This is a genomic window from Kaistia dalseonensis, assembly GCF_030814715.1.
Lineage (GTDB): Bacteria > Pseudomonadota > Alphaproteobacteria > Rhizobiales > Kaistiaceae > Kaistia > Kaistia dalseonensis.
In genome coordinates this window covers 312,596-326,781 of the sequence record NZ_JAUSVO010000005.1, presented here as the reverse complement: position 1 = coordinate 326,781, position 14,186 = coordinate 312,596, and the positions used below count along the sequence as shown (strand labels likewise).

Annotated in this window: 12 protein-coding genes; 8 read left to right on the top strand and 4 right to left on the bottom strand. The window is 65.6% G+C overall.

Annotated features, from left to right (window positions below; translation table 11 throughout):
* The first annotated feature begins 26 nt into the window (after positions 1-26).
* A complete protein-coding gene (locus QO014_RS18695; RefSeq protein ID WP_266350256.1) occupies positions 27-653 on the top strand; it encodes a LysE family translocator in 627 nt (208 codons plus the stop codon).
* A 4-nt stretch (positions 654-657) separates the two neighbouring features.
* Here the strand turns inward: QO014_RS18695 and QO014_RS18690 are convergent, their stop codons facing one another.
* Entirely contained in the window at positions 658-1,560 is a 903-nt protein-coding gene (locus tag QO014_RS18690; protein WP_266350255.1) for a LysR family transcriptional regulator, read from the bottom strand.
* A 114-nt stretch (positions 1,561-1,674) separates the two neighbouring features.
* On the opposite strand from QO014_RS18690, the gene QO014_RS18685 reads away from it, so the two are divergent.
* Together QO014_RS18685 and QO014_RS18680 are read left to right on the top strand one after the other, a co-directional pair.
* Positions 1,675-2,508 carry an SDR family oxidoreductase gene (locus QO014_RS18685; protein WP_266350254.1) on the top strand — a complete coding sequence of 278 codons (834 nt, stop codon included), beginning with the start codon at positions 1,675-1,677 and terminating at the stop codon, positions 2,506-2,508.
* A 94-nt stretch (positions 2,509-2,602) separates the two neighbouring features.
* Positions 2,603-3,304 (top strand): VIT1/CCC1 transporter family protein, encoded by a 702-nt coding sequence (locus tag QO014_RS18680; protein WP_266350253.1) that lies wholly within the window; start codon positions 2,603-2,605, stop codon positions 3,302-3,304.
* Positions 3,305-3,328: 24 nt separating this feature from the next.
* Here QO014_RS18680 and QO014_RS18675 read toward each other — a convergent pair whose 3' ends face one another.
* Both QO014_RS18675 and QO014_RS18670 read right to left on the bottom strand, forming a co-directional pair.
* Positions 3,329-3,679: a RidA family protein gene (locus QO014_RS18675; RefSeq protein ID WP_266350252.1), complete on the bottom strand. Its 351-nt coding sequence runs from the start codon at positions 3,677-3,679 to the stop codon at positions 3,329-3,331.
* Between the two features lie 115 nt (positions 3,680-3,794).
* Positions 3,795-4,901: a hypothetical protein gene (locus QO014_RS18670; RefSeq protein ID WP_266350251.1), complete on the bottom strand. Its 1,107-nt coding sequence runs from the start codon at positions 4,899-4,901 to the stop codon at positions 3,795-3,797.
* 315 nt (positions 4,902-5,216) lie between these two features.
* On the opposite strand from QO014_RS18670, the gene QO014_RS18665 reads away from it, so the two are divergent.
* From QO014_RS18665 to QO014_RS18645, 5 genes are all read left to right on the top strand, one after another.
* Complete coding sequence (locus tag QO014_RS18665) at positions 5,217-6,515, top strand: extracellular solute-binding protein (RefSeq protein WP_266350250.1); 1,299 nt, start codon at positions 5,217-5,219, stop codon at positions 6,513-6,515.
* Positions 6,516-6,628: 113 nt separating this feature from the next.
* Positions 6,629-7,564, top strand: coding sequence for a carbohydrate ABC transporter permease (locus QO014_RS18660; RefSeq protein WP_370877177.1), 936 nt, complete (start codon positions 6,629-6,631; stop codon positions 7,562-7,564).
* Positions 7,561-8,403: a carbohydrate ABC transporter permease gene (locus tag QO014_RS18655; protein ID WP_266350248.1), complete on the top strand. Its 843-nt coding sequence runs from the start codon at positions 7,561-7,563 to the stop codon at positions 8,401-8,403. The genes QO014_RS18660 and QO014_RS18655 overlap by 4 nt, the downstream gene beginning before the upstream one ends.
* A 105-nt stretch (positions 8,404-8,508) precedes the next feature.
* Entirely contained in the window at positions 8,509-11,529 is a 3,021-nt protein-coding gene (locus QO014_RS18650; RefSeq protein ID WP_266350247.1) for an alpha-mannosidase, read from the top strand.
* Positions 11,530-11,634: 105 nt separating this feature from the next.
* Entirely contained in the window at positions 11,635-12,858 is a 1,224-nt protein-coding gene (locus QO014_RS18645) for an ROK family transcriptional regulator (RefSeq protein WP_266350246.1), read from the top strand.
* A 6-nt stretch (positions 12,859-12,864) separates the two neighbouring features.
* Here the strand turns inward: QO014_RS18645 and QO014_RS18640 are convergent, their stop codons facing one another.
* Complete coding sequence (locus QO014_RS18640; protein ID WP_266350245.1) at positions 12,865-14,070, bottom strand: ROK family transcriptional regulator; 1,206 nt, start codon at positions 14,068-14,070, stop codon at positions 12,865-12,867.
* Positions 14,071-14,186: the final 116 nt, after the last annotated feature.

Here is a 14,186-nt window from a genome sequence, read left to right as displayed (position 1 = left end):
GAATTCTTCGTCGGTGGGAGCCGGCCATGACCGCATCTGGTGCACTCTTTGCTATTCTCGGCGCCTTGCTGATCGGCGCGATCAGCCCGGGGCCGAGCTTTGTCTATGTCGTACGAACATCGGTCGCCCGGTCGCGCGTCGACGGCCTCGCGGGCGCCGTCGGCATGGGGGTCGGCGCGATGATCTTCGGCGCTCTCGCATTGCTCGGCCTCAGGACGCTGATGACCGAGGCGGCCGAGCTCTACCGGGTGCTGCGGATCGCCGGTGGCCTCTATCTGGTCTATCTCGCCTATCGGATCTGGCGCGGTGCTGGCGAGCCGGTCGCGGTGGCCTCGCTCGAAGGCGCGGTGCGCGCCACGCCGTTCCGCTCCTTCGCCATGGGGCTGCTCACACAGTTGAGCAATCCCAAGATCGTCGCCGTCTTCGGCGCGATCTTCGCGGCCTTGCTGCCGCCGGATCATCCGCGCTGGCTCGATCTCGCTCTGCCGCCGCTGATCTTCCTGCAGGAAACCGCCTGGTATGCGCTGGTTGCGTTCGCCTTCTCCTCGCCCCGGCCCCGGGCCTTCTATCTCCGCGCCAAGGTCTGGATCGACCGCGCCGCTGGCGCGGTCATCGGCGTGCTCGGCCTGCGGCTGATCTGGGAGGCTCGGTAGCGCTTCAGGCGCGCCGCGCCATTGTTTCCTTCACGAGATCGATGAAGGCCCGCAAACCCGCCGGCACATGGCGGTTCATAGGGTAATAGAGCCTGAGGCCCGGATAGGGCGGCGTCCAGTCGTCGAGCACACGCACGAGCCGGTCTGTCGCGATCTCGGTTGCAACCGACCATTCACTCATCCAGGCGAGTCCCGCGCCGCCGACCGCTGCCTCGAGCATCAGATTGTGATTGTCGAGCGTCAGTGGCCCGTCCACGTCGAGCGCGATCGCCTCGCCATGCTTCTCGAACTCCCAGCGAAAGACCGTCCCGCTGGGCATGCGGGTGCGGATGCAGCGATGGCTGAGCAGATCGGCCGGGACGATCGGCGGCGGGTTATTCGCGAAATAATCAGGTGAGCCGACGACCGCAAAACGCAGATCGGGGCTGCAGGGCACGGCGATCATGTCGCGCGGCACGGCCTCGGCAAGGCGTATGCCGGCATCGAACCCGTCGGCGACGATGTCGACCAGCCGGCCTTCCGTTACAAGATCGACCCGCATATCCGGATAGCGCGCCATGAATTCGAGCACGACCGGCGTCATGATGCGCCGCGCCGCGCCTTCGGATGTGTTGATGCGCAGCGTGCCGATTGGCGTGTCGCGAAAGGCGTTGACGGCTTCCATCGCGTCCGTGATTTCGCGCAGCGCCGGGCGGATCCTGGCGAGGAACTGCTCGCCGGCCTCCGAGAGGCCGACGCTGCGTGTGGTGCGGTTGAAGAGCCGAACGCCGAGGCGTTGTTCGAGCGCTGCGATCGCGTGGCTGAGTGCAGAGGGCGAAACACCGAGTTCGGCCGCCGCAGCCCGGAAGCTCCGATGCGATGCCACGGCGGCGACGGCGTTCAGCTCGAAGAGCCCAGCTTGGGACATTGTGCGGTTTCCTGCATGAGATCATCCGGAAATATGCTGATTATCACAGCAGTGGAAGGGGCCTATCTGCCGTGGATCGGCGCTTGGCGCCTCGTTTCCCAAAGGCTCACTTTCATGAAGAAGACCGTCCTGATCACTGGTGCCTCCTCCGGCATCGGCGCCGCCACCGCACGCCTCTTCGCCGCGCAGGGCTGGAACGTCGTCGCCACGATGCGCAATCCCGAAGACGGCAACGACCTCGCCGCGTTGGGCACCGTGCTCGTCACGCGGCTCGACGTGAGTGAGCCCGCCAGCATCGATGCCGCGATCGCGGCCGGGCTCGCCCGCTTTGGACGGATAGACGCCCTCGTCAACAATGCCGGCTATGGCCAGTATGGCCTGTTCGAAGCGATCAGCCGGGAGCAGGTCCAGGCCCAGTTCGACGTCAACGTCTTCGGCGTCATGGATGTCACGCGGGCGGTCCTGCCGCATTTCCGCGCTGCGGGACGTGGCGTGATCGTCAATGTCAGTTCCGGCGCGGGGCTCTTCACGCTGCCGATGATCTCGCTCTACTGCGCCAGCAAGTTCGCGTTGGAAGGCTTCAGCGAGGCGCTCTCCTATGAACTCGGCTCGCAGGATATCGCGGTGAAGCTCGTCATCCCGCATGGTGGCGTGACGGCGACGCGGTTCAGCGAAAGCCAGGCTGACCGGCAGGCGCAGGATCCAACATTGACCGACTACAGCGCTTTCGTCGCGCGGACCAATGCCGCCTTCGGCCGCATGACGAACGCCCGCTCCATGAGTTCCGATGACGTCGCGGCCGTCATATACGGGGCGGCCACCGACGGGACGGATCAACTGCGCTATCTGGTCGGTGACGATGCGCGCGGATTCATCAAGGCGAAGCAGATGATGGCGCCTCAGGACTATATCGACTTCATGCGACAGGCGTTCCCGCCCAAGGGATGATTGAGGCGGGCCAAGGGTCGCGGAGCGGGTTGGCCCGCAAGCTGGTACATTCGGCGCATCGCGGCCAACATCTGCCGTATTGAAAGGACGCCGAATGCCCCGCTCACTTACGCATCGCGAGAACCACCTCGTGCAGCGGATCGGTTGGCTGCGCGCCGCCGTCCTCGGCGCCAATGACGGCATTGTCTCGACGTCGAGCCTGATCGTCGGCGTCGCGGCTGCCGCGACCGGGCCGAGCGAGGTTCTGCTCGCCGGCGTCGCCGGACTCGTTGCCGGCGCGATGTCGATGGCGGCGGGTGAATATGTCTCGGTCAGTTCGCAATCGGACACGGAGCAGGCCGATCTCGCCCGCGAAAGGACCGAACTTGCCACCGACATCGAGGCCGAGCGGCAGGAACTCGCCAATATCTATGTCGGGCGGGGCCTTGATCCGGCGCTGGCCAGGCAGGTCGCCGAACAGTTGATGGCCAAGGATGCGCTCGGCGCCCATGCCCGCGATGAACTCGGCATTTCCGAGATCACGACCGCGCGGCCGATCCAGGCGGCGCTGACGTCGGCTGCGACCTTCTCGATCGGTGCGGCTATGCCGCTGCTGATGGCGGTGGTTGCACCCACGCCCTACGTCGTGCCGGCCGTATCGGTGGCTTCGCTCGCCTTCCTGGCGCTGCTGGGGGCGATCGGCGCCAAGGCCGGCGGGGCCGATATTGTGAAGGCCACGGTGCGCGTGACCTTCTGGGGCGCTCTCGCCATGGCGATCACCGCCGGCATCGGCGCCATATTCGGCACCGCGGTCTGAGCGGTGCCGAGACCATAAAGGTCCTTACGCCTTGGCGGCGACGATGATGATCTCGACCTTGTATTTCGGGGCGGCGAGCTTCGCCTCGCCGGTCGCGCGGGCCGGCGGATTCGACTTGTCGACCCAGACGTCCCAGACCGAATTCATCTCGGCGAAATCGTTGATGTCGGCGAGCCAGATCGTGGCCGAGAGGATGCGCGACTTGTCGGAGCCGGCGAGCGCGAGCAGCCGATCGACCTCGGCCAGCGCCGATTTGGTCTGGCTCGCAACGTCGTCACCGGTCGGGCCGACCTGGCCGGCGAGATAGACCATGTCGCCATAGACCACGGCCTGGCTCATGCGTGCGCCGGGCTCGATGCGGGTGATCGTCGTCATGCTGGAAACTCCTGTGGGTCAATTCCGGATATGAAAGGAACGGTCCGTGCTATCGGCGACGCGCCGCCCAGGGTCAAGGCCCCGGTGCGGCTCCGCTGTCAGGCGTAGCATCCGCTCAGGCGAGGAAGCCCGTATCGAAGGGCACCGAGACATGCTCGCCCTGGTCATTGCGGAGGGTCAGGACGCCGTCGCTGGCTTCCACCTGCGCGACGCGGGTCCAGCCCTCCGGCAGCGGCAATCCACCGATCACGTTGCGAACGGACGCCTCTCCGTTCGGCACCAGATCGAGCGTCGTCGCAATCCCGGCTTCATTCAACGGATTGGGCGCGATCGAGGCGGCGCGGCCCATGCCGGCATAGGTCCGACCTTCCTCGATCCCGAGCACGCCGACATGGCGGCCGTTCCAGGGCGCGTAGTCGCGTCCGCCATTGGAGAACCAGAACATGGTGACGGGGTAATCGGCCGGGCTCTTCAAGGACACGAAGATGTCGCCCTTGTCGGGCCGAGCGGCCGTCGCCCAGCCGAGCGGATTGGCGGGGTCCTCGATCATCATCACGAAATCCTCGTGCCGGCTGGCAAAGGGATAGGCGGTGATATCGACCGAGGTGCCATCGGCCAGCGGGACCCTGGCGGGATCGTCGAACCGGGCCGGATAGGCGAGGACGGAGCGGCCGATGGCGGGATCCGGCTCGAGCGAATTTGCCGGCGTCATGCCGTAGAGCTTGGGCGAGAAGGAGATTCGGCCCGGCGCATCGAAGCGCGTCATGCCGTGGTTTGCGACGGGAATCGGTCCTTCGCCGCCGAAGAAGATGTGGCGCTGGTAGAGGAAGGGGTGGCCGTCGCGCAGCGTGAATTCCTTGATGAGCCGGGCACCGGCAACGTCATGTGCGAGTTCGTAGCGCGCCACCCGGCCGCCGGCCGCGATGGTCTCGACACCCAGCAGGCGCCAGCGTGAATTGGCCGGCCAGCCATGTGGCGGGCCTTCGCCGGGCTCGGTGAAGCCGAACGGCGCACAGAAGAAATCACCCGAGAGGAAGCGCAGATTGGGGACGATCGCCTCGTCGCCGGCAATCGCTGCATCCTCGACCCAGGGCGCCGTATGGATCGGCTCGATCGTCCGGCCGCCTTGCTCGACCTGGAGCTGCCTGACGTGGCCGCCGCGAAGATCAACGCTCACGCGAATGCCTTCGGCGGCAAAGGAATGGAAATCGGTCTCGGTCACGTTTCTCTCCTGCTGGCGTCTGCGCGCCTTGGTCCCGCGATGGCGGATGGTCGCGTTGGGGCGCGGGAAATCTCCCCGGAATGCCGATGCAGCACAAGGGGCTATGCATCGGGCGAAGCGCAAACGACACCTCACTGGCCCATCGCAGGCCGCCGGCGCAGGCCATCGAGGGCGAATCATTCGCAAATGCCCCGTTGCCGTGACGAAAGCAAAGTGATTTACTCTCTTTCAAGCGCCGCTGAAACGGGCGTGTGGGAAGCCGCAAAAAGCAGGTCTTCCAAAGGGTTGGGAAACGTTCAAGGGAGAATCTCAGCTATGAGAGCATCGATCCGTGTCGCCCTGCTGGCGACCGTAGCCTCGTGCTTTATCGGTTCGGCCTTCGCCGATGACATGATTACCAAGGACCGCGTCGGTCCGGCTGACGCCCCCAAGGTGCTGAGCTTCCGCCTCACGGGCGATGGCCCCGGCAACACCGATCCGGCCGTGGCCGAAGGCTACCAGAAGCTGTTCGTCGACTTCATCCAGAAGCATCCCGGCTGGCAGATCAAGCTGGAGCGCATGTCGGACAACATCGGCCAGGAACAGGCCCGCATGCTGGAGCAGACCAAGTCCGGCTCGGGCCCTGACTGCGCCGCTGTCGACAGTTTCGTGCTCGCGCTGTTCATGAATGCCGGCGTTCTGAAGCCGCTCAACGAGTATTTCAGCGACGACGAAATCGCCGATCTGTTCCCGTTCGTCCGCTCGGGCATCACGGGCAAGGATGGCAAGATCTATGCGTGGTGGTGGGATACCGATCTGCGCGTGCTCTACCGCAACAAGGAGATCGTTGCCGACGCACCGCAGACCTGGGATGAGCTGAAGGCAGCCGCCATCGCCTCCAAGGACAAGGGCATGGAAGGCGTGCTCGTCAATGGCGGCCGCTGGGAAGGCACGACGTTCGACTGGCTGGCCAATTTCTGGGCCCAGGGCGGCAGCCTCGTCGACGACAGCGGCAAGCCGATCTTCGCCGAGGGTGAAAACCGGGCGAAGTTCCTGAAGGCCGTCAACTACTTCAAGGATCTGGTCGATTCCGGCGCCGCTCCGAAGCGTATCGCCACCATCGTCAACTATGACGAGTTCAACGCGGCCGCCGCGGCCGGCACGACGGCGCTGTTCATCGGCGGCAACTGGCAGCTCGCCCAGCTGAAGAGCACGCTGGAGCCCGAAGAGTTCGCGAAGTGGACCTTCTCGGCCATTCCCGGTCCGACGAAGGACGAGCGCTCGACGGGCACGGGCGGCTGGACGATCGGCGCGTTCTCGTCGGACCCTGAAAAGGTCGCCATGTGCGCCGGCATTGCCAAGGAGATCTACTCCGGTGCCGGTAATGCCCTGCAGCAGCAGCTTCCGACCTCGAAGGCGTTGTTCGGCAAGTATGATGTGTTCAAGTCCGACGCCAACAAGGCCTTCGCCGCCGCGCTGGTCGATGGCCAGGCCCGTCCGGGCGTGCCGATCTATCCCGAGATCTCGAACCAGATCCAGGTGATGATGGGCGATGTCCTGACGGGCGCGAAGACGCCGGAACAGGCGCTCGACGCGGCCAATGCCGCGGTCCAGGCTGCTTACGCCCGCCTCTAGGCATCGCAGAGCCATGAAAGAGGGTCCCGGCCGGGAGGAGCCTGTCCGGGACCTTTTATCTTGGAAGCAGCGTATTTCGACGGCGGCTCGGCGAGGAGGCCTGCGGCATGGCGATGAGTGAAGCGGCCCTAGCGCGCCGGAATGAAGGAGGCTCGCGCTCGAGCATCTGGCGCCGTCTTGAGGAGAATCCATTCTCCTGGCTGCTGCCGGTCGCGATCCTGCTCGGTATCTTCTACCTCTACCCGATTTTCGACGTCCTGCGCCTCGCCTTCACCAATGCCAGCCTGCGCGGCGGCGAGGAGCACTACACGTTCAATTCCTTCGTCGCGCTCATCGCCAATCCGGTGCTGCCCGACATCCTCTGGACGACCTTCATCTTCACGGCGGGCAGCGTCCTTGGCCAGCAGCTTTTCGGTCTCGGCATCGCCGTTCTGGTGATGCGCGGCGAACGCAGGCGCCTTTACGGCATGACGGCGCTCAGGACCATCGTGCTGATCGCCTGGGTGATCCCCGGTATCGCCAACGGCCTGATCTGGCAGATGCTGTTCAGCGAGGCACCGTTCGGCGCCATGAACAGCGTGCTGCGGATGCTGCACATCGCGCCGGTCGCCTGGCTGTCCGATCCGGGCATCGCGATGATTTCGGCGATCATCTCCAACGTCTGGCGCGGCACGGCCTTCTCGATGATCGTGCTCTATGCCGCCCTGAAGGTGATCGACGTCACGCTCTATGAGGCGGCGAGTGTCGATGGCGCCAGCGGCTGGCAGAAATTCCGCTACATCACGCTGCCGCAGTTGCGCCCGGCCATCCTCGTCAATTCGATCCTCATCACCATCGCGACGCTCAACACCTTCGATGCGATCATCTCGCTGACCGGCGGCGGCCCGGGCCGCGCCACGGAGGTGCTGTCGCTCTATACCTTCAACACCGTGTTCAGGAACCTCGACCTTGCCGGCGGCAGCGTGCTCTCGCTTCTGATGCTGCTGATCAGCCTCGTGCTCGCGGTCGGCTATGCCTCGTTCCTGCCGCGTCGGGAGCCAAACGAATGAGCTCGGAAACCCGTGAAAAGCTTGGCGACATCGCGACCTATATCATCGCGATCGTCATTGCCGCCTTCTTCCTCATCCCGCTTCTGTGGCTGTTGTCGCTCTCGCTGCGCACGCGGCAGGAAGTTTATCTCGGCGCCAGCCGCTTCATTCCGAAACATCCGACGATCGCCAATTTCGAGCAGATTCTCTCCGATCCAGCCTTCATCAACTATCTCTGGAACGGTCTGAAGCTGTCGGCGCTCGGCGGCATCGGCTGCCTGATCGTGGCGGCGCCGGCGGCCTACGCCTTTTCGCGCTTCCACTTTTCGAGCCGCAACTCGCTGATGATGTCGATCCTGGCGTTCCAGATGGTATCGCCGCTCGTCATCCTCGTGCCGCTCTATCGCTACATGGCGACGCTCGGCCTTCTCGACGGCCATTTCGGCGTCACGATGATCTATATCGCCGTCAGCGTGCCGATGGCGGTCTGGCTGTTGAAGAGCTCGATCGACGGCATTCCGAAGTCGCTCGAAGAGGCAGCGCAGATCGATGGATGCTCGCGCTTCGGCATTTTCCGGCGCATCACGCTGCCCCTGATCGGGCCGGGCATCGCGTCGGCCTTCATCCTGATCATGATCCTGAACTGGTCGCAGTTCCTCATTCCGTTCCTGCTGCTCAGCAGCGACTCCAAGCTGCCGATCTCGGTCGCGATCTTTGCCTTCGCCGGCACGTCGAATGCCTCATCGACGCAGGTGCTCGCGGCGGCTTGCCTTGTCGCCGTGGTCCCGGCCATCGTCGCGTTCCTGCTACTGCAACGCATGATCGTGGGTGCGCTCACGGCTGGCGCCGTCAAGGGGTGACGGCCATGGCGCTATCATTGCCAACGGTGCTCATCATTGAAGTTTCGCCGCCGGAACTCCCTCCGCGCGGCACCACGTCAACTGACCTTACGGAGAATTCTTCAAATGTCGCTCACCCTCCAGCAGAGGCTGGATCGCATCAATGTGCGCGTCGAGGAACTGGGCTTCTGGCGTGATCGCGAGGTCGTCGCGATCGATGGCTGGAATTTCGAGGGCGCGCCGATCGCGCTCGGCGCCTTCTGGCCGAAGAAGGAAGGCGTGCTGAAGCTCGATGCGAAGGCCGTTGTGCCGGAGCATTGGTCGCTTGAGGATACCCGCCTCAGCCTCGATGTCGGTGGCGAGAGCCTGATCGCGTTGCAGCCGGAAGGCAGCACGGCCGCGGAGCGCTTCGGCCTTGATCCGTTCCATCAGGAATTCCCGGTTCCCGCCCATCGTTTCGATATCCTGATCGACGCCGTTGCGCGGCTGCCCTTCGGCGAGCCAGTGCGCGAGCCGCGTCTGACCAGGGCTTTCCTGCTGCTGGTCGATCGGCCGGTGGAGGATCTGGAGCTGCTGCTGCGCCAGGTGGCGGAGGCCGCGCACTTCCTCGGCGATCACGAGGTCGTGCCGCATCTGATCGCCGCGGCCGAGCAGACTTTCGCCGCGCTCGACTGGCCGTCGGCCACCGAGGATTACGTATCGCGCACCGCGCCGCAGCGCGGGCAGCAGAAGATTTGGCAATTGCCGCCGCTGAAGCCCAATCCGGCCGGATTGCGCCAGGACCAGCGCGCCAGCGTCGTCGCGGCCTTTGCGAGCCTGCGGGAGAAGCTCGTGCAGCTGAAGGCCCGCTATCCGCAGCAGGGCAAGCTCGCCATCACGGGCCATGCCCATATCGATCTCGCCTGGCTCTGGCCCTACGCGGAGACCCGCCGCAAGGCGCGGCGCACGTTCCACACCGCGCTCCAGCTGATGGAGGCCTTCCCGGATTTCGTCTTCAACCAGTCGACCGCCGCCTATTACGCGCAGATCGAGGAGGATGATCCGGCGCTGTTCAAGGCGATCCAGGCGCAGGTTAAGAACGGCCAGTGGGAAACGGTCGGCGCGATGTGGGTCGAGCCGGACACCAACATGCCGACCGGCGAGAGCTTCGTGCGCCAGTTGCTTTACGGCCAGCGCTATTTCGAGAAGAAGTTCGGAGTCCGCCATCGGGTCTGCTGGCTGCCGGATTGCTTCGGCTTCTCCGGCGCGCTGCCGCAATTGCTGCAACAGGCCGGCGTCGACTCCTTCTTCACGATCAAGGTCAACTGGTCGGAGACCAACAAGTTTCCCCATGACCTCTTCTGGTGGGAAGGCCTCGACGGCAGCCGCGTGCTGGCCCACACATTCGATAATCCCGTGCGGGGCTATAATGGCTCCACCGAGCCCGAGGCGATCATCGGCACGTGGAAGAATTTCCGTGGCAAGGTCATCTATGACGAGAGCCTTCTCGCCATCGGATATGGCGATGGCGGCGGCGGCGTAACGCCGGAAATGCTGCGCCGGCAAGCCCAACTCGCCGACTTCCCGGCCGTTCCGGCGCTCACGGGCGCCCGCGTCGAGGATTTCTTCGCCCGTGCGCATGAGATCCCGGCCAAGACCCTGCCGGTCTGGTCCGGCGAGATCTATCTGGAGCTCCATCGCGCCACGCTCACCACCCAGAGCGGCACGAAGAAGAAGCATCGCGAGGCCGAGCGCGCGCTGATCACGGCCGAAACGATCTCATCGCTCGCCATGCTGTTCGGTGCCGACAAGCCCGAAAGCCTGGAGACGGCCTGGCGGGCCGTACTCAAGAACGAGTTCCACGACATCCTGCCGGGTTCGGGCATTCGCGAAGTCTATGTCGACGCGGAAAACGAGCTTGCCGAAGCGCGCGATGTCGGCCTTGCCCGCCAGCGGGACGCGCTCGACGCGCTGATCGCCAGACTGCCGAAGGGCGAAGCCCATGACGTGATCGTCGCGGTCAATCCATCGCTCTCGGAGCGGCCGTTCCGCGTCGAGACAGCGGACGGTCCGCTGGCGACCGACGCGACCGTCGCCCCCCTGGGTGTCGCCGTGATCGGCGCGCATGGGATTGTCGCGAGCCACGGCCTCACGGTCAGCGAGAGCCTGCTGGAGAACGCTCATATCCGCGTCGAGATCGGCAAGGACGGCGCGATCGCCAGCCTCTACGACAAGCGGGCCGGCCGCGAGGCGCTCGAGGGCCGCGGCAACCAGCTCTGGGTTTATCCGATGGATAAGCCGCGCAACTGGGACGCCTGGGACCTCGAGGACGACTATGAGGCGCACGGCATCGAGCTGACCGAGGTCGAGAGCGTCGAAATCGTCGAGCGCGGTCCGCATCGGGCGGCGGTCAAGATCGTCAAGCGCTTCCGCGATTCGACGATCACGCAGACCTATTCGCTCTGGGCCAATGCGGGCCGGATCGACATCAAGACGCATCTCGACTGGCATGACCGCCGCGTCCTGTTGCGCACGCTGACGCCCGTCGCCGTCCGCTCGGCCTATGCGACCTTCGAATGCGCCTTCGGCGTCGTGTGCCGTCCGACCCACACCAATACCTCGTGGGATGCGGCGAAGTTCGAGGTGCCGGGTCACCGCTTTGCCGATCTGGCCGAGCCCGGCTTCGGCGTCGCCCTGCTCAACGATGCCAAGTATGGCCACAGCGTTCATGACAATGTGCTCGGCCTCAGCCTGCTCCGCTCGCCGATCTATCCCGATCCGCTCGCGGATGAAGGTGAGCAGAGCTTCGTCTATGCGCTCATGCCGCATGGTGGCGACTGGTTCACCGGTGGCGTGCTGCGCGAGGCCGAGGATCTGAACCAGCCGCTGCTGGCACGCAAGGCAACGGGCGTGGCGGTCGGCGCGCATGTTCCGCTCGTCGTGCAGGGCCATGCCGTCGCGCTGGCTGGCCTGAAGCCGGCGGAAGACAGCGCCGACATCGTGCTCCGCGTTTACGAGCCGGCCGGCGGCCGTGGTGGGCTGACGGTCGAGCCGGCATCCGGCTGGTCGGTCAAGGGCGATGTCAACCTGCTCGAGGAGAGCGTCGCGCGCGACAAGCCGCACGGAATCCTGCCGTTCGAGGTGAGGAGCCTGCTGCTCGGCAAATAGCAGGGCGGCCGCCCCGGACCGGCATCAAGACGACGGGGATGGGCGATGCGGCGGGCGAGAATGCCGCGTTGCCCTCCCGCATTGCGCCATGGATGATCCGCGGCCATGAATGACCTTGCCGGTTCCAACTCCGAACTCGCCGCGAACCATAATCGCGGCGTGATCCTCCGCGCGATCCAGCGCTATCAACCTATCTCGCGCACCGAGCTCGCGCGGCGGTCCGGCCTTACCAAGCAGGCCGTCGCGCGCATCAGCGAGCGGCTGATCGACGAGCAACTCGTCATCGAAGCCCGCCGGCGCCATGGTCAGCCCGGCCAGCCGGCGATCGAGCTCGAGATCAATCCCGACGGCTGCTATGCGATCGGCGTCGGCATTGCGCGCGATCACCTGACCATCGTGGCCGTCGACGCGACGGGCACGGTTCGTGCCCGCATCCACCACGAGAGCCGCTTCATGCTGCCCGAAGCCGTCTTCGAGCGGATCGAGGATGCGTTTGCGACGCTGCGCCGTCGTCGCACCATCGATCCGCGCCGCTTGGCCGGCGTCGGTCTCGCCATTCCCGACTGGCTGGGCGAAATCCCGTTTCTCGGCATGCCGCCCTCCTATGCCGAATGGACCGACTTCGACGTGCGCGGTCGTTTTGCGGCGATCACGAGCCAGCCGATCTATATCGAGAATGATGCGACGGCCGCCACGATCGGCGAGCTCAATTACGGCCTCGGCGTCGAGAGCCGCAGCTTCTTCTATATCTTCATCGGCTCCGGCCTTGGCGGCGGCGTCGTGCTGGATGGCGTCTGCCATCGCGGCGTGACGGGCCTTTCCGGCGAGATCGGCTGGCTGCCGACCATTGCCGCCGACCAGCCCGAAGGCGACCGTGTGGTACCGCTCGGCCAGCTCGTCTCGCTGTTCCTGCTCTATGATTATCTGGCGCGGCACGGGATTGCCGTCGATCGCCCGTCCCAGCTGATGACGCTGGACGAGGCGGGGAGGGCGCTGGTCTCGGCCTGGCTGCGTCGGGCGGCCGGCTATATCGCCGATGCCGCCATCCATATCGGGCTCCTGATCGATCCCGATGCGGTGCTGATCGGCGGCAGGCTGCCCGTTCGGCTGATCGACGAATTGCTGCGCTATGTCCACGAGCATCTGGCGCTCGACCCGCGCCCGGCGCCACCGATCCACCGCGCCGCCGGCTCGGAGGATGCTGCGGCGCTCGGCGCGGCGACCATGCCGCTGGCCGATGCGCTGCGCCTCGAATCCTATGATCCCGTCCAGCGGACGCGCTCGCCGCTCACAGGGCTGCGCAATATTGCGGGTGCGCCGGCCGTCTGAGGCGGCTCAGGCGTCGGCCGGCTCGTCGACGATCACGCGATGATCGGCCGGGCGTCTGGGGTCGGGCAGGAGATATTCGAGGAAGGGCAGGGCCGAGGCGCCGATGATGACGCTGTCGCGGCCGAGCGTCGCCGGCATGATCGGCGGCAACCAGCGCGGCATCAACGGGCCGAGCATGCGCTGCGCCCGGCTCGCCATCAGCCGATCGACCAGTTCCTCGACGAGATCGCGGGGAATACGTCCACCGATGAAGATCACTGTCGGCGCGATGAAGCCGGAGATCGCGACGATGGCATCGAGCAGGTGCGATGCGGTCTGGTCGATCCAGGCCTCGACCGTCTTGCGGCCCGGTGCGTCGAGCATCTCCATGAAACGGTCTGGATCGACGCCACTTGCTTCATGGCGCGCGATCAACGGCGCGATACCGGCAAGCGAGGCCGCCTCGTCGAGCAGCTTGCCATCCTGCCCGGTGCGCATCAGGCCCACGAGGCCGGCGCGGTGGCTGGTGCCGTCATAGAGCGTGCCTCGGATCATCAGGCCCGCGCGCACGCTCTCGCCGAACAGGATCTGGACGAAGCTGCCGTCCGGAGGCGGCGCACCATAGATCCTCTCGCCGATGACGCTGCAGGCCGTATCGCGCTCGCAGATCACCGGCAGCGGCGCCAGCGCCTCGGCCAGGCGTTCGGGCTCGGCCGCGCCTGCAACGCCCACGCCGAGCAGCCGCTCCGATTGACCGGCGGTAAGTGCGGCTCGCGCCGAGGCCATGACGGCGCGAACGGCCTCGATCACATCGCTCCCTGCGGTCGACGCCGCCTTGGCCTGCTCGCGGACCAGCACGTGGCCGGCCAAGTCGATGACGACCGCCGAGACCATCTCCGCATCGATATCGACGCCCATGGCGAGCGCGCCCGCCGGCTCGATCGTGAAGCCCGCGGCACGTGCACCGGCCGCAATGCGCGTCACCTCGTGGATCAGGCCGGCCGCGATCTGCCGCTTGATGATGTTGGTGATCCCGGGGGCGGTCAGTCCGGTCAGAGCCGCGAGTTCCTGCCGCGTCAGCACGCTCTGGCGTCGGAGCGCTTCGAGGATGACGCGCGCATTGTGGTCGGCTGCATGGACGAGATTGCGTCCGGCATTGCCCTTCGCCGGGCGGGCGCTTTCACGCGCCGGCCGCTCTGCAATACGATGATGATAATCCCGCCCGAATGGCATCCTGCTTTCCATCTTTTTCGCCGTCACGTTACCACGCCGCCGGTTCGTCCGCGCCCTCAACCTGTGCTGCGGCGCAATCGGGAATGGTCTTTGCCATGGGTAAAAACCTTCATTGG